At 60.4% G+C, this 18,287-nt stretch carries 17 protein-coding genes; 11 read left to right on the top strand and 6 right to left on the bottom strand.

The window, feature by feature from the left end:
• Window positions 1-35 precede the first annotated feature (35 nt).
• Together grxC and ACJ8QI_RS23865 are read right to left on the bottom strand one after the other, a co-directional pair.
• A complete protein-coding gene (gene grxC / locus ACJ8QI_RS23870) occupies window positions 36-284 on the bottom strand; it encodes a glutaredoxin 3 (protein WP_004931142.1) in 249 nt (82 codons plus the stop codon).
• 28 nt (window positions 285-312) lie between these two features.
• Window positions 313-747: a rhodanese-like domain-containing protein gene (locus tag ACJ8QI_RS23865; protein WP_038872623.1), complete on the bottom strand. Its 435-nt coding sequence runs from the start codon at window positions 745-747 to the stop codon at window positions 313-315.
• 297 nt (window positions 748-1,044) lie between these two features.
• Between ACJ8QI_RS23865 and gpmM the strand changes: the two genes are divergently transcribed.
• From gpmM to ACJ8QI_RS23850, 3 genes are read left to right on the top strand one after another with little or no spacing between them, the layout of a single operon-like run.
• Window positions 1,045-2,589, top strand: a complete 1,545-nt coding sequence (gene gpmM, locus ACJ8QI_RS23860; protein WP_100397026.1) for a 2,3-bisphosphoglycerate-independent phosphoglycerate mutase — start codon at window positions 1,045-1,047, stop codon at window positions 2,587-2,589.
• A gap of 9 nt (window positions 2,590-2,598) precedes the next feature.
• Complete coding sequence (gene envC / locus ACJ8QI_RS23855) at window positions 2,599-3,933, top strand: murein hydrolase activator EnvC (RefSeq protein ID WP_049201812.1); 1,335 nt, start codon at window positions 2,599-2,601, stop codon at window positions 3,931-3,933.
• Window positions 3,934-3,935: 2 nt separating this feature from the next.
• Window positions 3,936-4,889 carry a divergent polysaccharide deacetylase family protein gene (locus ACJ8QI_RS23850; protein WP_442533178.1) on the top strand — a complete coding sequence of 318 codons (954 nt, stop codon included), beginning with the start codon at window positions 3,936-3,938 and terminating at the stop codon, window positions 4,887-4,889.
• A gap of 40 nt (window positions 4,890-4,929) precedes the next feature.
• Here the strand turns inward: ACJ8QI_RS23850 and tdh are convergent, their stop codons facing one another.
• Both tdh and kbl read right to left on the bottom strand, forming a co-directional pair.
• On the bottom strand, window positions 4,930-5,955 hold the full coding sequence (gene tdh / locus ACJ8QI_RS23845) for an L-threonine 3-dehydrogenase (RefSeq protein ID WP_025304682.1): 1,026 nt from the start codon (window positions 5,953-5,955) through the stop codon (window positions 4,930-4,932).
• A gap of 9 nt (window positions 5,956-5,964) precedes the next feature.
• Window positions 5,965-7,161, bottom strand: a complete 1,197-nt coding sequence (kbl, locus tag ACJ8QI_RS23840) for a glycine C-acetyltransferase (protein WP_004931154.1) — start codon at window positions 7,159-7,161, stop codon at window positions 5,965-5,967.
• A 239-nt stretch (window positions 7,162-7,400) separates the two neighbouring features.
• Here kbl and rfaD point away from each other — a divergent pair, with 239 nt between their 5' ends.
• From rfaD to ACJ8QI_RS23810, 6 genes are read left to right on the top strand one after another with little or no spacing between them, the layout of a single operon-like run.
• Window positions 7,401-8,330 (top strand): ADP-glyceromanno-heptose 6-epimerase, encoded by a 930-nt coding sequence (rfaD, locus tag ACJ8QI_RS23835; protein ID WP_047729609.1) that lies wholly within the window; start codon window positions 7,401-7,403, stop codon window positions 8,328-8,330.
• 22 nt (window positions 8,331-8,352) lie between these two features.
• Entirely contained in the window at window positions 8,353-9,399 is a 1,047-nt protein-coding gene (gene rfaF, locus ACJ8QI_RS23830) for an ADP-heptose--LPS heptosyltransferase RfaF (protein ID WP_047729608.1), read from the top strand.
• A gap of 2 nt (window positions 9,400-9,401) precedes the next feature.
• Window positions 9,402-10,367: a lipopolysaccharide heptosyltransferase RfaC gene (gene rfaC / locus ACJ8QI_RS23825; protein ID WP_047729607.1), complete on the top strand. Its 966-nt coding sequence runs from the start codon at window positions 9,402-9,404 to the stop codon at window positions 10,365-10,367.
• Entirely contained in the window at window positions 10,364-11,530 is a 1,167-nt protein-coding gene (locus tag ACJ8QI_RS23820; protein ID WP_442533177.1) for a glycosyltransferase family 4 protein, read from the top strand. Before rfaC ends, ACJ8QI_RS23820 begins: the two co-directional genes overlap by 4 nt.
• Before the next feature lie 28 nt (window positions 11,531-11,558).
• Entirely contained in the window at window positions 11,559-12,800 is a 1,242-nt protein-coding gene (locus ACJ8QI_RS23815) for an O-antigen ligase family protein (RefSeq protein ID WP_442533176.1), read from the top strand.
• Window positions 12,797-13,774, top strand: coding sequence for a glycosyltransferase family 2 protein (locus ACJ8QI_RS23810; protein ID WP_442533175.1), 978 nt, complete (start codon window positions 12,797-12,799; stop codon window positions 13,772-13,774). Before ACJ8QI_RS23815 ends, ACJ8QI_RS23810 begins: the two co-directional genes overlap by 4 nt.
• 36 nt (window positions 13,775-13,810) lie before the next feature.
• Here the strand turns inward: ACJ8QI_RS23810 and ACJ8QI_RS23805 are convergent, their stop codons facing one another.
• Entirely contained in the window at window positions 13,811-14,905 is a 1,095-nt protein-coding gene (locus ACJ8QI_RS23805; RefSeq protein ID WP_060424994.1) for a glycosyltransferase family 9 protein, read from the bottom strand.
• Window positions 14,906-14,913: 8 nt separating this feature from the next.
• A complete protein-coding gene (locus tag ACJ8QI_RS23800) occupies window positions 14,914-15,870 on the bottom strand; it encodes a polysaccharide deacetylase family protein (protein ID WP_442533174.1) in 957 nt (318 codons plus the stop codon).
• A gap of 210 nt (window positions 15,871-16,080) precedes the next feature.
• On the opposite strand from ACJ8QI_RS23800, the gene rfaQ reads away from it, so the two are divergent.
• Both rfaQ and ACJ8QI_RS23790 read left to right on the top strand, forming a co-directional pair.
• Window positions 16,081-17,163, top strand: a complete 1,083-nt coding sequence (gene rfaQ / locus ACJ8QI_RS23795) for a putative lipopolysaccharide heptosyltransferase III (protein WP_147840659.1) — start codon at window positions 16,081-16,083, stop codon at window positions 17,161-17,163.
• Window positions 17,160-18,287, top strand: a complete 1,128-nt coding sequence (locus ACJ8QI_RS23790) for a glycosyltransferase family 4 protein (protein ID WP_343181987.1) — start codon at window positions 17,160-17,162, stop codon at window positions 18,285-18,287. The genes rfaQ and ACJ8QI_RS23790 overlap by 4 nt, the downstream gene beginning before the upstream one ends.

Genomic DNA, 18,287 nt, shown 5'->3' with positions numbered 1-18,287 from the left:
CGTCCTTATTGACACTCGGTGAACCGGCAAGCTGCTTAAAGCAGCGGATCCAGGCCGCCGCGAGCATCGAGTTCATATAAATCATCGCAGCCGCCGATATGCCGGCCGTCGATGAAAATCTGCGGCACCGTGGTGCGCCCGCTGCGCTCGATCATCACTTCGCGCTTGGCGTTATCGCCGTCGATGGCGATCTCGTTAAACGCCGCGCCCTTGCTGTTCAACAGCGCCTTGGCGCGATGGCAGAACGGACAGGTCGCTTTGGTGTAGATATCAATGTTAGCCATGGATTGCCACCTCAAATAGGTTAAACGGTTACTTACCGCGCACCAGCGGCAGGTTTTCTCCGCTCCAGCCGGAAATGCCGTCTTTCAGCATAGTGACCTTTTCAAAACCGGCCTTGCTCAGGTTCTCCGCCGGCTCGCGGGAGGCGGTGCCGTTGGCGCACACGACGATGATCGGCTGCGCTTTGTGTTTTTCCAGCTCGCCCAGGCTGCCGTTTTTGATTTCGCTGGCGGTCAGGTTGATGGCGTTGGCCAGGTGACCACGGCGGAAATCGTCGCGGCTGCGGGTGTCGACCACCACGGCTTCTTCTTTGTTGATCAGGCGAATAGCTTCACCGCGGGCGATCTCTTTAACCTTGGAGAAACGGCTTTTGAAGGTCATGACGATCACGGCGACCAGCAGAGCGATCCAAGCCAGGCTCAGAATAGGGTGTCTGCTTACGAATGGCATAATTTCTTGCAGCATGGGGTGTAACAACTCCCGTCAGTTAAGGGATAAATAAGTCAAGGTTCCAGAGTATACCTGCCGAGTGCGGCAAATACAGCCAATAAGCAAGCGCGATTGTAGAAACTGCGGGCTGCGCTGAGAAATTCCCGACGTCAGAGCATAAAAGCCCGCGCGATTCGCCGCAACCTTGATCTCTTTGGGCTATTTATCGCCGCCGGCGGTGTAAAATCAGCCGGTTTTTCGAGGGTGAATAGCCATGCCTGCGGCGGGCGCATGGCTATTCGCAGCTTAAAAAGTTCATAAGAGGTCAATGCAATGTCGAGCAACAAAAAACCGATGGTACTGGTGATCCTGGACGGTTACGGCCATCGTGAAGAGCGGCAGGACAACGCGATCCTGAACGCCGGCACCCCGGTGATGGATCGCCTGTGGCGGGAGCAGCCGCATACGCTGATCGCCGCTTCCGGGCTGGATGTCGGCCTGCCCGACGGCCAAATGGGCAACTCCGAAGTCGGCCACGTCAATCTGGGTGCCGGGCGCATCGTGTACCAGGATCTGACCCGGCTGGACAAAGCGATCGCCGACGGCGACTTCTTCGCCAACCCGGTGCTGACCGCCGCCGTCGATAAGGCCGTAGCGGCCGACAAGGCGGTGCATATCATGGGCCTGCTGTCGCCGGGCGGCGTGCACAGCCACGACGAGCACATCCTGGCCATGATCAAGCTAGCCGCCCAACGCGGCGCCAAAGCCGTTTATCTGCATGCCTTCCTCGACGGGCGCGACACGCCGCCGCGCAGCGCCGAAGCCCCGCTGCAACGCTGCCGTGACGCCTTCGCCGCGTTGGGCGTCGGGCGCATCGCCTCGCTGATCGGCCGCTACTACGCGATGGACCGCGACAACCGCTGGGATCGCGTGCAGCTGGCCTATGACCTGCTGACCGCGACCAAAGGCGACGCCGTGGCCGAGGATGCGATCGCCGGCCTGCAGGCCGCTTATCAGCGCGGTGAAAACGACGAGTTCGTCAGACCGACCGTGATCCGCGCCGCCGGTGAGGCCGATGCCGCAATGCAGGACGGCGACGCGTTGATCTTCATGAACTTCCGCGCCGACCGCGCGCGCCAGATCACCCGCGCCTTCGTGAACGCGGATTTCGACGGTTTCCCACGCGCCAAGCAGGTACAGTTCGGCGATTTCGTGATGCTGACCGAATACGCCGCCGACATCGCGACCGCCTGCGCCTATCCGCCGGCGTCGCTGGCCAACACCTTCGGCGAATGGCTGATGAAGCACGACAAAACCCAGCTGCGCATCTCGGAAACCGAAAAATACGCCCACGTCACCTTCTTCTATAACGGCGGCGTAGAAGCGCCGTTCAAGGGCGAAGACCGCGTGCTGGTCAACTCGCCGAAGGTCGCCACCTACGATCTGCAGCCGGAGATGAGCGCCGCCGAGCTGACCGACAAGCTGCTGAGCGCCATCCGCAGCGGCAAATACGATGCCATTATCTGCAACTACCCGAACGGCGACATGGTAGGGCATACCGGCGTGTATGAAGCGGCGGTCAAAGCGGTGGAGACGCTGGACGCCTGCATCGCCCAGGTGGTTGATGCAGTGCGCGACGTCGACGGCCAGCTGCTGATCACCGCCGATCACGGCAACGCCGAGCAGATGCGCGATCCGGCCACCGGCCAGGCGCACACCGCCCACACCAGCCTGCCGGTGCCATTGATTTACGTCGGCAAACCGGCGCGGGCGGTCGAAGGCGGCAAGCTTTCGGACATCGCGCCAACCCTGTTAACGCTGATGGGAATGGAAATCCCGCAAGAGATGACTGGTAAGCCGCTGTTCATCGTGGAATAATCCTTCTCCATGAGGGAGAAGGCGTTTTTTGCACTATCAAGGGTAACCCGAAGCGCAAACGCAGGCAGCCGACCGCTGCCTGAACGCACCGCGCCAAGGACGTTCACCGCCATGTGCGCCAGCGTATTTTGCGCTGGCGTCTTGCTGTTGCCGCTCGCCGGCCAGGCGGCGGAAGACAATAAATCCCAGCTGAAAGACATCCAGCAGAGCATCGCCGAGAAAGAAAAAGCGGTGAAGCAGCAGCAACAGCAGCGCAGCTCGCTGCAGGATCAGCTGCGTCAGCAGGAAAAAACCATCGCCCAGGCCAGCCGCCAGTTGCGCGACACCCAGGGCACGCTCACCCAACTGGGCAAAGACATTTCCGGCCTGAACGCCTCGATAGCCAAACTGCAAAAGCAGCAATCGACCCAACAAAACCTCCTCGCCAAACAGCTCGACGCCGCCTTCCGGCAAGGGCAGCACAGCGCCGTGCAGCTGATCCTCAGCGGTGAAGAAAGCCAGCGCAGCGAACGTATTCTGGCCTATTTCGGCTATCTGAACGAAGCGCGTCAGAAAACCATCGAAGAGCTGAAGCAGACCCGCGCCGAGCTGGCGAAGCAAAAAACCACGCTGGTGGCCAAACAGGGCCAGCAAAAATCCTTACTGGGCGAGCAACAGACGCAGCAGCAGAAGCTGGAGCAGGCGCGTGGCGCCCGCAAGAAAACGCTGACCGCGCTGGAAGCCTCGCTGGAAAAAGACCAACAACGCCTGGTGGAACTGCGCCAGAACGAAGCCCGCATGCGCGACAAGATCGCTCGGGCGGAGCGCGAAGCCCGTGCGCGCGCCGAACGCGAAGCGCGTGAAGCGGCCAAGGTGCGCGAACAGGTGCGCATCAAGGAGCAGCAGGCGAAGAAAACCGGCACGACCTACAAACCTAGCGAAGCCGATCGCTCGCTGATGGCGCGAACCGGCGGCCTCGGTCGTCCGGCCGGCCAGCTGATGTGGCCGGTGCGCGGCCGCACGCTGCACGGCTTTGGCGAACAGCAGCAGGGCGAGCTACGCTGGAAAGGCATGGTGATCGAAGCCCGCGAAGGCAGCGAAGTGAAAGCCGTCGCCGATGGCCGCGTGCTGCTGGCCGACTGGCTGCAAGGCTATGGCCTGATGGTGGTGGTCGAACACGGTAAAGGCGACATGAGCGTGTACGGCTACAACCAAAGCGCGTTGGTCAACGTCGGGGCGCAGGTGCGCGCCGGTCAGCCGATCGCTCTGGTCGGCACCAGCGGCGGCCAGGGAACGCCGTCGCTCTATTTCGAAATCCGTCGTCAGGGACAGGCGGTTAACCCACTGCCGTGGTTGGGAAGATAGATTTGCGCTATGTCAAAATCCGAACAGCTCTGTTAATAGGCTGTCTGCTGCAGGTTTACGCTGCGCAGGCAGGAAAACTCTCCATCGTCATCGATGACGTGGGCTACCGCCCTCACGAAGAAAACGCGGTGCTGCAAATGCCGACGGCGATCTCGGTCGCGGTGTTGCCCAACGCGCCGCATGCCCGCCTGATGGCCACCCGCGCCCACAGCCAGGGCCGCGAAGTCTTGATCCACATGCCGATGGCGCCGCTCAGCAAGCAGCCGCTGGAGCGCGATACCCTGCAGCCTTCCATGAGCAGCGAAGAGATCCAGCGCATCATCCGCAATGCGGTGAACAACGTGCCCTACGCGGTCGGCATGAACAACCACATGGGCAGCGCCATGACCTCCAGCCTGCCGGGCATGCAGAAAGTGATGCAGGCGCTCGAAAGCTACCGCCTGTACTTCCTCGACAGCATGACCATCGGCAGCAGCCAGGCGACCCGCGCCGCGGCCGGCACCGGCGTGAAAGTGATCAAACGCAAGGTGTTTCTCGACGATACCGCGAACGAAGCCGACATCCGCCGCCAGTTCAACCGCGCGGTCGAATTGGCGCGGCGCAACGGCTCCGCCATCGCCATCGGCCACCCGCGCCCGGCGACGGTAAAGGTGCTGCAGCAGATGCTGCCATCGCTGCCCGCCGATATCGTGCTGGTCAAACCGAGCGCGCTGCTGAACGAACCGCAGGGCAACGCTGGCGGCAGCTACGTCCCGCCGCCGGTCAAACCGCAAAAACCGCAGCCGAAGAACCCGTTCAGCGGCGGCATCAAGCAGTGCAAGGTCAAACCGCCGAAGGAAAAGACCAACGCCGGTACCGCGCTGGGCGTCATCGCCGACAGCATCGCCAGCTCGCCGCCGGTGACCTTCATCAAGCGTCATTGGCAGCACTGGACGCAAGCCAAACCGCAAGCATAAAAAAGGGCCGGCATGCCGGCCCTTTTCACGTTTGCCGAGATCAATCCCAGCTCAGCACCACTTTGCCCGATTTGCCGGAGCGCATGGCGTCGAAGCCCTGCTGGAATTCGTCGATCGAGAAGCGGTGGGTGATGATCGGGGTCAAATCCAGACCGGACTGGATCAAGGCCGCCATCTTGTACCAGGTTTCGAACATTTCGCGGCCGTAAATCCCTTTGATAAACAGCCCCTTGAAGATGACCTGGTTCCAGTCGATCGACATGTCCGAAGGCGGAATGCCTAACATGGCGATACGCCCGCCGTGGTTCATCGCATTGAGCAACGTGCGGAACGCCGGCGGCGCGCCGGACATTTCCAGACCGACGTCGAACCCTTCGGTCATGCCCAGCTCGGCCATCACGTCGTTGAGATTTTCCTTGCTGACGTTCACCGCGCGGGTCACGCCCATCTTGCGCGCCAGTTCCAGACGGTATTCGTTAACGTCGGTGATCACCACATGACGGGCGCCAACGTGTTTGCACACCGCCGCCGCCATGATGCCGATCGGGCCGGCGCCGGAGACCAGCACGTCTTCACCGACCAGATCGAACGACAGCGCGGTGTGCACCGCATTGCCGAACGGATCGAAGATCGAAGCCAGTTCGTCGGAGATGTTATCCGGGATCTTGAAGGCGTTGAACGCCGGGATCACCAGGTATTCCGCGAAGCTGCCTGGACGGTTCACGCCCACGCCGACGGTGTTGCGGCACAGGTGCGTGCGGCCGCCGCGGCAGTTGCGGCAGTGGCCGCAGGTGATATGGCCTTCGCCGGACACGCGATCGCCGATGCTGAAACCTTTGACTTCCTGACCGATCGCCACCACTTCGCCCACGTATTCATGGCCGACCACCATCGGAACCGGAATGGTTTTTTGCGACCACTCGTCCCAGTTGTAGATATGCACATCGGTGCCGCAGATCGCGGTTTTGCGGATTTTGATCATGATGTCGTTGTGGCCCAGCTCCGGCTGAGGCACGTCGGTCATCCAAATCCCTTCTTCCGCTTTCAGTTTTGACAGTGCTTTCATGGTTTTACCTTATGCAATAACGCCAAGATCCTTACCGATACGTGTAAACGCCGCCACTGCGCGTTCGATTTGCTCCGGGGTGTGGTCGGCGGACATCTGGGTGCGGATGCGCGCCTGGCCTTTCGGCACCACCGGATAGAAGAAACCGGTCACATAGATGCCTTCCTTGAGCAACGCATTGGCGAATTCCTGCGCCAGCTTCGCCTCACCCAGCATGACCGGGATGATGGCGTGATCGGCGCCGGCCAATGTGAAGCCGGCGGCGGTCATTTTTTCGCGGAACAGACGCGCGTTAGCCCACAGGCGATCGCGCAGGGCGTCGCCCTCTTCCAGCAGTTCCAGCACTTTGATCGACGCGGCGACGATCGCCGGCGCCAGCGAGTTGGAGAACAGGTACGGGCGCGAACGCTGGCGCAGCCACTCCACCACTTCTTTCTTGGCGGCGGTGTAGCCGCCGGAAGCGCCGCCCAGCGCTTTGCCTAACGTACCGGTAATGATATCGACGCGGCCCATCACTTCGCAGTATTCATGGGTGCCACGCCCGTTGGCGCCGACAAAGCCCACCGCGTGGGAATCATCCACCATCACCAGAGCCTGATACTCGTCCGCCAGATCGCAGACCCCTTTCAGGTTGGCGATCACGCCGTCCATCGAGAATACGCCGTCGGTGGCGATCAGGATGTGACGCGCGCCGTCGGCTTTGGCCTGCTTCAGCTGTGCGGCCAGCTCGGTCATGTCGTTATTGGCGTAGCGATAGCGCTTGGCCTTGCACAGGCGCACGCCGTCGATGATCGACGCGTGGTTCAGCGCATCGGAGATAATGGCGTCTTCCGGGCCCAGCAGGGTTTCGAACAGCCCGCCGTTGGCGTCGAAGCAGGAGGAGTACAGGATCGCGTCTTCCATGCCCAAGAAAGCCGCCAGTTTCTGTTCCAGCTGCTTGTGGCTGTCCTGGGTGCCGCAGATGAAGCGCACCGACGCCATGCCGAAACCGTGGCTGTCCATTCCCGACTTGGCGGCGGCGATCAGCGCCGGATGATTGGCCAAACCCAGGTAGTTATTGGCGCAGAAGTTGATCACATGGCTGCCGTCGGCAACGGCGATATCCGCCTGTTGCGCGGAGGTGATGATGCGTTCTTCCTTGAACAGCCCTTCACTGCGAGTGGCGGCAAGCTGTTGTTCCAACTGCTGATAAAAAGACGCTGACATTCGGTTATCTCCAGGATTGGGCTATTTGCGGCATATTTTACTGATTTGTAACCAAACTGACGAGAATGCGCGGGAGAGAATATTAAAATTGCAGCAGATATCACGGCAAAAGGCGGGCTTCAATGGCAATGCGGGATATTCGGAGCCCTTCCGCTGTTTGCCGCGGCATGAAATGCTATGATAACCGCCATTGAGCGTGGGGCATTGTGCCCCGCCAGCAGCTTAGCAGGGGTAACCCAATGATTATCGTCACAGGCGGCGCCGGCATGATCGGCAGCAACATCATTAAGGCACTGAACGACAAGGGATATCGCGATATCCTGGTGGTGGATAACCTGAAAGACGGCACCAAGTTCGTCAACCTGGTCGATCTGGACATCGCTGACTATATCGATAAAGAAGACTTTGTCGCCAGCATCGTGGCCGGCGACGATCTGGGCGATATCGAAGCGGTCTTCCACGAAGGCGCCTGCTCCGCGACCACCGAGTGGGACGGCAAGTACATGATGGACAATAACTATCAGTACTCCAAAGACCTGCTGCACTACTGCCTGGATCGCGAAATCCCGTTCCTGTACGCCTCCTCCGCCGCCACTTACGGCGGCCGCGAAGAGTTCATCGAAGAGCGGGAGTATGAAGCGCCGCTCAACGTGTACGGCTACTCCAAATTCCTGTTCGACCAGTACGTGCGCGAGATTCTGCCGGAAGCGGACTCGCAGATCTGCGGCTTCCGCTACTTCAACGTTTACGGCCCGCGCGAAGGCCACAAAGGCAGCATGGCCAGCGTCGCCTTCCACCTGAATACCCAGATCAACCGCGGCGAAAACCCGAAGCTGTTCGCCGGCAGCGAAAACTTCAAGCGTGACTTCATCTACGTCGGCGACGTAGCGGCGGTTAACCTGTGGTTCTGGGAAACCGGCAAATCCGGGATCTTCAACTGCGGCACCGGCCGGGCGGAAACCTTCCAGGCGGTGGCCGACGCGGTGGTGGACTTCCACCAGAAGGGCGCGGTGGAATACATCGAGTTCCCGGAGAAGCTGAAGGGCCGCTATCAGGCTTACACCCAGGCCGATCTGACCAAGCTGCGCGCCGCCGGCTACGACGCACCGTTCAAAACGGTCGCCGAAGGCGTGAAAGAGTACATGGCCTGGTTGAACCGCACCGCATAAGCTGAAGGAATTAACGCTGGGTATGAAAATACTGGTTATCGGCCCTTCTTGGGTTGGCGACATGATGATGTCGCAAAGTCTCTATCGCACCCTGAAGGCCGAATACCCGTCGGCGGAGATCGATGTGATGGCGCCGGCCTGGTGCCGCCCGCTGCTGGCGCGCATGCCGGAAGTCAATCAGGCGCTGGCGATGCCGCTGGGCCACGGCGCGCTGGGGCTCGGCGAGCGTCGCCGCCTGGGGCGCGCCCTGCGCGCCAACCGTTACGATCGCGCTTACGTTCTACCCAACTCGTTCAAATCCGCGCTGGTGCCTTTCTTTGCCGATATCCCGCAGCGTACCGGCTGGCGGGGCGAAATGCGTTACGGCCTGCTGAACGACGTCCGCGTACTCGACAAGGCGGCCTTCCCGCTGATGGTGCAGCGCTACGTGGCGCTGGCCTATGATAAAGGCCGCATTCAGCGCGCCGACGATCTGCCGCAGCCGCTGCTGTGGCCGCAGCTGCAGGTGAGCGACGAAGAAATCGCCGACACCACCGCAGCGTTCAACCTGACCGGCAGCCGACCGATCGTCGGCTTCTGCCCGGGCGCAGAGTTCGGCCCCGCCAAACGCTGGCCGCACTATCACTACGCGGCGCTGGCTCAGCGGCTGATCGAGAGCGGCTATCAAATAGCGCTGTTCGGTTCGGCGAAAGACCACGAGGCCGGCGAACAGATCCGCGCCGCGCTGCAGGAAGACGCGCGCGATTTCTGCCTTAACCTGGCCGGAAAAACCCAGCTGGAGCAGGCGGTGATCCTGATCGCGGCCTGCCGGGCAGTGGTCAGCAACGACTCGGGCTTAATGCACGTTGCCGCAGCGTTGAACAAACCGCTGATAGCCTTGTACGGCCCAAGCAGCCCCGACTTCACGCCGCCGCTCTCCGACAAGGCGCGGGTCATTCGCTTGATCAGCGGCTACCACAAGGTGCGTAAGGGCGATGCCGAGCAGGGGTACCACCAAAGTTTGATCGATATTCAGCCGCAGCAAGTGTTGGACGCGCTGACGCCGTTACTTGTCGCCAGCGAGGAATAGTCATGCAGGTGTTAATCGTAAAAACCTCCTCGATGGGGGACGTGCTGCATACGCTGCCCGCCCTGACCGACGCGCTGCAGGCCATTCCCGATATCCGCTTCGACTGGGTAGTGGAAGAAGGCTTCAGCCAAATCCCCACCTGGCACCCGGCGGTGGATCGCGTGATCCCGGTGGCCATTCGCCGCTGGCGCAAGAACTGGTTCGGCAACGACACCCGGCAACAGCGCTGCGACTTCAAGCGCGCGCTGCAAGAACGCCGTTACGACGTGGTGATCGACGCTCAGGGCCTGATCAAAAGCGCCGCGCTGATCACGCGCATCGCCAAAGGCAACAAACATGGCCCGGACTGCAAGAGCGCGCGCGAGCCGTTCGCCAGCTGGTTCTACAACGTGCGCCATGAGATAGACAAACAGCAGCACGCGGTGGAACGCACCCGTGAGCTGTTCGCCAAAAGCCTCGGTTACGACAAACCGGGCAGCTACGGCGATTACGCCATCGCCGCGCGCTTTCTCAGCCGCCCGCCGGCCGATGCCGGGCAGTATTTGGTGTTTCTGCACGCGACGACGCGTGACGACAAGCACTGGCCGGAGCAGAACTGGCGCGAGCTGATCGCGCTGACGGCCGACAGCGGGCTGAAGATCAAACTGCCGTGGGGCGCAGAGCATGAACATCAGCGCGCGCTGCGGTTGGCGGAAGGTTTTTCACATGTCGAAGTGCTGCCGAAGCTCAGCCTGCAGCAGGTGGCCGAGGTGCTGGCCGGCGCCAAGGGCGTGGTCTCGGTCGACACCGGGCTCAGCCATTTGACCGCCGCGCTCGACAAACCCAACATCACGCTGTTCGGGCCGACCGATCCCGGCCTGATCGGCGGCTACGGGCAAAATCAGCACTCGCTGATTTCGCCGGAAAAAAGCATGGCGACAATCGACGCCGATACGGCATGGCAGGCGTTGCAAAAGGTTATAGCATGAAAAAACTGCATATTATCAACCTGGGTAAAATGGGCGGCGTCGAACGCCTGTTCCTGCAGTACATCAACGATACCACCGACGGCAGCAACCAGGTCTTGTGCATCAGCGGCGACATTGGCGAAGAGATCCGCCGCCAGCTGCCTGCGCATCAGCCCGTCACCTTCGCCAACCGCCTGATCAATGCGCTGCCGTTACGCTGCCCGCAGTTCCTGCGCAAATTTTTGCTGAAGTGGAAAATCGAGCGGGCGAACGCCGACGTGGTGATCGTCTGGGACCTGGTGCCGGGGCTGGCGGCCAAACCCAAACGCGGCAAACTGGTTTACTACGATCACGGCTGCTCCTGGCGTTACCCCAAGAATAAAAAGACGCTGAGTTTCTTCGCCATGCTGGACGGCGTCATTTCCGCCTCGCACGCGTCGAAGCGGGTGATGGAGCTGCGTTTTAATCTGCCTTGCCCAAATCACGTGGTGATCAACCGCATCAAGACGCCGGCGGGGATCGACACTGCGCCGAAAACGCTGTCGCAGCCGGTCAGGATCGGCACCGCTTCACGCCTGGTCAGCCTGAAAGGCATCAGCGTTTCATTATTAATGATGCAGGAACTGCTGCGGCGCGGGCATGACGTCACGCTGGAAGTGGCCGGCAAAGGGCCGGATCGCGCGGCGTTCGAGGCGCTGGCGGCCCGGCTTCAGCTCGGCGACCGCATCACCTTCAGCGGTTATCAGGATGACGTCGCCGGCTTCTTCAATCGCACGCACATCTACATGAGCACGCCGATCACCGAGCCGTTCGGCTTGTCCTGCATGGAATCGCTCTATTTCGGCGTGCCGGTCATTTTCCCGCAGGTTGACGGCCAGCCGGAAGCGGTCAAGGACGGCGTCTGCGGCATTGGCCTGACGCCGTCGGTCACCGTCGAACAACACCGGCAGCTCACCAATATCGAGGTCGACTTCCCGCATGAGGTCTACGATCCGTTGACCGACAGCCTGGTCGCGCCCAAGCTGCTGTCGCATCTCGACTGTGCGGATGCGGTTGAGAAATTGCTGGCGCGCGAAACCTACCAGACTCTGAGCCGAAATGCGCAGCGCTATCCTGCGGAACATTTCAACTATGCTCAGTTCAAAGCTGAGTTCGACGACACGCTGCGATCCTTTATCGCTTAATTGAAACGTGAGCCGGAAAACACGCCCGATGCTAAAACACAGAACGCCGCACCCTGCCTTCAGCTATCTGACCTATCTGGGGTGCGCCATCGCTTTTTGCACCATCCCTTTCGGTTCCGCGACCGGACGCAATCTGTTTTACGTTTCCAGCTACATCGCCTTTATCGCCGTTTGCCTGTACCCGCGCTACTACTTCAGCAACGCGAGAAATCTGCTGCTGCCCGCGCTGATGTTCAGCGTGGGCATGGGAACCATCCTCTGGATGCATCACTTCAAACAGCCGGGTGAGTACATCAATATTTATCGCTCTTATATGTCGACCGGCAAACTGCAGCTCGCGACCGCCTTCATCTTGCTGATCGCACTCAATGAGCGGTTGTGCGTGCAGCGCCTGCTGATCGTTGTAGCTCTCGCCACCGGCCTGGCGATCAACGGTTATTCCCTCTATCAGGGGCTGCGTCTGGATATCCCGCGCGTAGAGCTCAACTTCGATCGCGCCACGGTCGCCGCCTACCTGATGACCGCCATCGATCTGGTCATGATGCAAGCCATCCTGATGCTGCGCACCCGCTACCGCTTGGTGTTGTACATTGCGGCATTCCTGCTGTCCTTCTCTGCACTGGTGCTCACCGGCACGCGCGCGGCCATGTTGGTCTACCCGGTAGCGGTCTGCCTGTCGCTGCTGGCGACCAAGCAGCTGGTTTCCAGGAAACACAAACTCGCGTTGGTGGCCTCGGTACCGCTGCTGCTCGTAGCCTGCGGCCTGGTGTTTAAACCGCAGATAGAAGAACGCATTCAGGCCTTTGAGACCGATATGCGTCTGATGGATCAGCCACAGACTGAAAACTCGATCATTTCACGGCTGTCGATGCAAACGCTGGCATGGCGCACCGGCTCACAAGCCCCTTGGGGCCAATCCGCCGAACAGCGCGGCGAAGAGATCCGTGCAATGGTCGCACAGCAACCTCGCCTGTCTGGCGTCATGCCCTACATCAACGTCCACCTGCACAACGAGCTGCTGGAAACCTACTCGCTCAAGGGCGTCTGGGGCGTACTGCTGCTGCTGGCGCTCTATGTCTGTCTGTTCTTCTCTTCGTTCCGGCCACAGCGCAACGCGCTGCTGCTGAGCGTTAGCGTCAGCCTGTTCGTTTACGGCCTGAGCGACGTCATCTTCTTCAGCACGGAAGGCACCGCCATGTTCTGCCTGGCGCTGATCGCCGCCGTTCTTTCCGTCACGAAACAGCCCCCTGTTCAGGAGCCCACCCCGTGAATCCTCAGGAGCCGCTGCTCAGCGTTATCGTGCCGTTTTATAATAATGAAGCGTTCGTTATCGCTGCGCTGGATTCGTTATTTGCGCAGATTAGCGACGATATCGAGGTGGTGATCATCGACGATGGCTCCACCGACGCCTCCGGTGCGCAGGTCAACCAATATCTGGCGCAGCGGCGGCACCCGCGCGTGGTCTTTACTTCACAGGCCAACGGCGGCATTGCGCACGCCCGCAATGTCGGCTTACGGCTGGCCACCGGCCGCTATCTCACCTTCCTCGACGGCGACGATCTGCTGAGCGACGACTATCTGGCAATCCTGCGGCCCCTGCTTACCACCGGTGAATATGACCTGATCGACTTTAATTATCAGAAGTTCACCGAACAACCGCCGACGCCGGATAACCGCGCGGCGCAGCCCGTAGCCTACGACTTTTCACAGTTGGGGCTGAGCTGCCTGCAACCCCTGTTCGCACGCTCGATGTGGCATCTCTGGAGCCGCGTGTATAAACGCACGCTGCTGGAAGGGGAAGCGTTCGAAGACGGCAGGCGCTATGAAGACGTGATTTTCACGCCTTTTCAGTATTTCAAAACCCGCCGCATCGCCCATCTGGACTGCGAGCTCTATTTCTATCGGGATAACAGCCAAGGCATCACTCGCAATATCAAACCCAAAGATATTGAAGATCTGCTGTTCGCCATGGAGAAGATGCTGCGTTTTGTGGCGCAGCATCCCGGGGATGAGCCGCTGCGCCGGTTGGCCGCCCTGATGCTGGCCAACTGCTTTTCCGAGGTGAAAAGCATGTCGAAGGTGGTGTATGGCTATTATCATTACGCGCCGGCAACGCTGCACATCCTGCGCCGCGCCGCCGATATCTGCCGCAACAGCGACGTGCCGGGCAAAAAAGTCCGCCAGATGCGCTATGCGCGAGTGGATACCTTTCTTTCGAAGCTGCGCGGGCGCAAGCCGCGCTAACCGCATCGGCCGGGCGGCCGATGCGTCGTCGCTCCCTCAGCGCGCTAAAGGCACGTGCGCGACCAGCTCCTCATAAATCCGCTGCGGCTGGATGACCCCCATCGGGCTTTCCGCCTCCAGCGGCATCGTATAGCCGGTACGCGACACCTGAATGATGCGGTGCAGTTCAGCATCCTGAATCGGGCCGGTGGAGCGTGAGTCGGCGGTCACGAACAGGCTGATGGTTTTCACCTTCAACGCCACTGCCAGATGCAGCGGCCCGGTATCGCCGGTGACCAGAACATGGAAACTGTCGATCAACGTCAGCAAGCCTTGCAGTCCCGTTTTACCGATCTGGTTATCCACGCAGGCCTGCGTTTGCGGGCCGATCAGGCTCATAAACTGTTTGGCCTTGCCGTCGTCGAACGGTGCGCCAATCAGCACGATGCGCACATTGGGGTGCTTCGCCACCAGCTCATCGGCCAGCCGCGCATAGTGCGAAACCGGCCAGCAACGCGACTCTGTTGACGCCCCCAGCTGAAAACCGATGGTGGGATGCTCGCTGCTTTTGACGCCGCGCTGATAATCCACGGGAATTTCCATCGTCGGATCGTCGCTGCGGCAGCCTAAGATGGAAATCAGCTCCAGTTTGCGGCGTACAAAGTGGCCGTAATAATGGAAGATATAGTTGGTCAGCCAAGGCTCCAGCCCGCAAATGCCCGAGCTGTAGTTATCCCTGATAATGTACTTCGCCCCGGCCAGTACGGCGCTGATGATGTCATAAGGCAGGTGGGAGTGCAGAATCAGCGCCAAATCCGGCTGATGTTCGCGCAGCGATTTCAGCAATGGGCGTATCGTCTTGATCTTGCTGTCCCAATACACCACGCGATCGTAATAACGGCCGTTTTCCACCAGCTCGCGGTTTTTCTTGTGCACCACCAGCGTGATGTGCGCATTGGGGTAGCGTTCCCTCATCGCCCTCAATGCCGGCGTGTTGAACATGAAGTCGCCCAACGCCGTGGTGGAATAGATGACGATATTGTCAAACTGCTGGGCGCCGTCGAACGTCGCCTTGTCCTGAAAACGGCCGTACTTCGCCGTATAGCGCCGCAAGAACCAGTCGGCAACCTTGATTTTCCATTTCTTCGACATGTGCGTGCTTAGTTCGCTTTAAGTTGATAATACTCGGCCAGCGTCATGCCCACCGTACGCTGCTGCAGCCAGTCAAACAGCTGCTCCAGATCGCGGTACAGCCCTTCGATATCCTGCTCGGTTTTGAACGTCGGGCTGCCGCCCGGCATAAATTCGGAGGAGTGCAGCATAAACTCAACAAAATCATTACCTTGAGAAAACGATGCTTCAGCTACAGTTTTCATCAGATCCAGGTTGCTGCCGCTTGGCCGCAACCAATAGACTGATGTCGGGCGCCGTTTGCCACGCAGCCGATCGTACCCTTGCTTGAATGCATTAACGAATGCGGAGTGCTTATACTGGGTACTCATCGGCACTTCCAGCAGCGACGAAGCGCCCGGCCTGGCGATATTCTGCGGATCGATGAAATAGGCCTGCGACGGGAACCGACTATAGTCCGTACCGCCGTTACCCTGCGGGTTGCCCGGCGAAAACTGCCAGTTGACCCGCGGCGTCACCGAACAGTCCACCTGATAGCCGTATTCCAGCAGCAGCGAGGCATAATATTCGTTGAACGCCCAGCGGCCGGCGCGATGGCTGAGCATTTTGGTCTGGAAGGCATCTTCCAGCAGCTTGGTCATGTGATCGACCTTGGCGCGGATCTGATCGGCGGGATACTCGATCAAATAAGGCTTGTGGCGCCAGTCGTCGTCGGTGAGCGGCGTCAGCGGCGGGCTGTTCCAGGCGTGCAGGTGCATGCCCACTTCTCCCGCGCCGCGGGCGATCACGTCGCGCGCGAACTCGACGTAAGCCGGATCCATCGCCATTTCATAGTTGGTGAGATAAACCGGTTTGAAGGCGTATTTTTCGCACAATGCCTGAAAGCGCGGCAAGAAACGCGTGTTTTCGGTCGCGATGCGATCGTGGTTTTGCCACAGATTATCGCCTTCGGTATCAATGGTGATGAGAAACGCCGGTTTAGTCATGAATATCGAGCCTGATATCAACAGAATGCACTATGTTACGCAGGCCGTTTCGCCAGGGCAAACGACTTTGCTGCCTGGTTTGGACAACGTTGAAGCGCATTCGTCCCCGGCCCGACGATTTTTTTGCGGCCCGGCAAGAAAACCTTGCAACAGTAGCCACATGCGATCGGGTCATTTAGAATCAAAGATTGGTTTCCCAGAAAGCGACTCATGATGAACGACGCGCCAGCCCCAACTTCCGCCCCATCCGTACAGCGTATTTTGATCATAAAACTGCGCCATCACGGCGATATGCTGCTGGTCACGCCGGTCATCAGCAGCCTGCGGCAAAACTACCCGCAGGCGCAGATCGATGTGCTGCTGTATCAGGAAACGCAGGAGATGCTGGCCAGCAATCCGGAACTGTCGACGCTGTTCGCCATCGACCGCCAATGGAAAAAACAGGGCACCCGCGCGCATCTGGGGCACGAGCTGGCGCTGCTGCGCCGCCTGAAGGCGCAGCGCTACGATCTGGTGGTCAACCTGGCCGATCAGTGGCGCAGCGCCATTATCACGCGCCTGACCGGCGCGCGCATCCGTCTGGGCTTCGATTTCCCCAAACGCCGCGGCTTCCTGTGGCGCCACTGCCACACGCAGCTGGTGCCGGTCGACAATCACGCCCACCTGCATACCGTCGAACAAAATCTCTCGCTGCTGGCGCCGCTGAACCTGCCCGCGCTCAGTGATCATGTGACCATGAGTTACGATCCGCAGGATTGGCAGGCCTGTGAGCAACGGTTGCAGAAACAGGGCGTCGCCGGCAGTTATATTGTGGTGCAGCCCACCTCGCGCTGGTTCTTCAAATGCTGGAGCGAAGAGAAAATGGCCGCCACCCTCGCCGCCTTGCAGGCCGATGGCCATCAGTTGGTGATCACCTCCGGCCCCGACGCCAGAGAACAAGCCATGGTAGAACGCATTTTGGCGCTCTGCCCGCCGCAGGGCGTGATCTCGTTGGCCGGCCAGCTGACGCTGCGCCAGCTGGCCGCCCTGATCGACCACGCCAAGCTGTTTATCGGCGTGGATTCGGTGCCGATGCACATGGCCGCCGCGCTGCAAACGCCGTGTGTGGCGCTGTTCGGCCCTTCCAAGCTGACTTTCTGGCGGCCATGGCAGGCTACCGGCGCCGTGATCTGGGCCGGCGACTTCGGCGAACTGCCCGATCCGGACGCCATTGATACCGGCACCGACGAACGGTATCTCGACCTTATTCCTACAGACGCGGTGATTGCAGCCGCGCGGAGCACGCTGGCATGAAAGCATTTCGTTTGGCGATCGTTCGCCAAAAATACCGCCCGGACGGCGGGGCCGAACGTTTCGTTTCCCGCGCCCTGGAGGCGCTGGAGCAACAGAATCTCGATCTGAACGTCATCACCCGCGAATGGCAGGGTGACGCCAATCCCAACTGGCATATCCACCTGTGCAACCCGTTAAAACTCGGCCGCATCAGCCGCGAGCGAGGCTTCGCCGTGGCAGCCAGGGCGCTGTGGCAGAAAGAGCGTTTCGATCTGGTGCAAAGCCACGAGCGCATTCCCGGCTGCGACATCTACCGCGCCGGCGACGGCGTACACCGCCGCTGGTTGCTGCAACGCGCGCGTCTGCTGCCGGAATGGCGCCGCAAATGGCTGTTCTCCAATCGCTATCACCGCTATGTGATGTGCGCCGAACGCGCCATGTACGCCGCGCCGGAGCTGAAAGCCGTCATCTGCAACGCCGAGATGATCAAGCAGGAAATCATCGCCGACTTTGGCGTGCCTGCCGACAAAATCACGGTGATCTATAACGCCATCGACAATCAAAAATTCCCGCCCGCCGACGAGGCCCAGCGCCAACGTCTGCGCGAGCAGTATCAGATCCCACAACGGGCGCACTGCCTGATCTTCGTCGGCTCCGGTTTCGAGCGCAAAGGGCTGGCCGCCGCCATCCGCGCCGTGGCGGCGACCGACAGCCACCTGTTGGTGGTCGGCAAAGACAAGGCCGAAAAACGCTATCGAGCGCTGGCACAGTCGCTGGGCTGCGGCGAGCAGGTTCACTTTATGGGCGTGCAGAAGCAGACCTTGCCGTTCTATCAGGCCGCGGACGCGCTGCTCCTGCCGACGCTGTACGATCCGTTCCCGAATGTGATTCTGGAAGCGATGTCGTGCGGCCTGCCGGTTATCACCAGCACCACCTGCGGCGGCGCCGAGTTTATCACCCCCGGCCAGAACGGCTTCGTGACCGACGCGCTCGACGTACCGGCCATCACGGAGGCCATTCGGGCGCTGCCGCGCCAGGCGCTGGGATCATCCATGGGCGAAGCGGCGAGATTGCGCATTATGACGGCTACGCCGGCGCATCTGTCCGAACAGCTGATTTCCCTCTATAACCGGTTACTGGATTAG

The organism is Serratia sp. CY84636 (genome assembly GCF_052166245.1).
GTDB classification, from domain to species: Bacteria; Pseudomonadota; Gammaproteobacteria; order Enterobacterales; family Enterobacteriaceae; genus Serratia; species Serratia nevei.
Note: the sequence above shows the minus strand (reverse complement) of the source record. Positions and strands in the feature narration are given on the sequence as shown.

Excerpts from the sequence above, each read along its gene's own strand:
- grxC (WP_004931142.1), bottom strand. The coding sequence starts at position 284 with ATGGCTAACATTGATATCTACACCAAAGCGACCTGTCCGTTCTGCCAT.
- rfaF (WP_047729608.1), top strand. The coding sequence starts at position 8,353 with ATGAAAATACTGGTTATCGGCCCTTCTTGGGTTGGCGACATGATGATG.
- tdh (WP_025304682.1), bottom strand. The coding sequence starts at position 5,955 with ATGAAAGCACTGTCAAAACTGAAAGCGGAAGAAGGGATTTGGATGACC.
- ACJ8QI_RS23820 (WP_442533177.1), top strand. The coding sequence starts at position 10,364 with ATGAAAAAACTGCATATTATCAACCTGGGTAAAATGGGCGGCGTCGAA.
- ACJ8QI_RS23805 (WP_060424994.1), bottom strand. The coding sequence starts at position 14,905 with ATGTCGAAGAAATGGAAAATCAAGGTTGCCGACTGGTTCTTGCGGCGC.
- envC (WP_049201812.1), top strand. The coding sequence starts at position 2,599 with ATGAGGGAGAAGGCGTTTTTTGCACTATCAAGGGTAACCCGAAGCGCA.
- ACJ8QI_RS23790 (WP_343181987.1), top strand. The coding sequence starts at position 17,160 with ATGAAAGCATTTCGTTTGGCGATCGTTCGCCAAAAATACCGCCCGGAC.
- ACJ8QI_RS23865 (WP_038872623.1), bottom strand. The coding sequence starts at position 747 with ATGCTGCAAGAAATTATGCCATTCGTAAGCAGACACCCTATTCTGAGC.
- ACJ8QI_RS23815 (WP_442533176.1), top strand. The coding sequence starts at position 11,559 with ATGCTAAAACACAGAACGCCGCACCCTGCCTTCAGCTATCTGACCTAT.
- gpmM (WP_100397026.1), top strand. The coding sequence starts at position 1,045 with ATGTCGAGCAACAAAAAACCGATGGTACTGGTGATCCTGGACGGTTAC.
- ACJ8QI_RS23800 (WP_442533174.1), bottom strand. The coding sequence starts at position 15,870 with ATGACTAAACCGGCGTTTCTCATCACCATTGATACCGAAGGCGATAAT.
- rfaD (WP_047729609.1), top strand. The coding sequence starts at position 7,401 with ATGATTATCGTCACAGGCGGCGCCGGCATGATCGGCAGCAACATCATT.
- rfaC (WP_047729607.1), top strand. The coding sequence starts at position 9,402 with ATGCAGGTGTTAATCGTAAAAACCTCCTCGATGGGGGACGTGCTGCAT.
- rfaQ (WP_147840659.1), top strand. The coding sequence starts at position 16,081 with ATGATGAACGACGCGCCAGCCCCAACTTCCGCCCCATCCGTACAGCGT.
- kbl (WP_004931154.1), bottom strand. The coding sequence starts at position 7,161 with ATGTCAGCGTCTTTTTATCAGCAGTTGGAACAACAGCTTGCCGCCACT.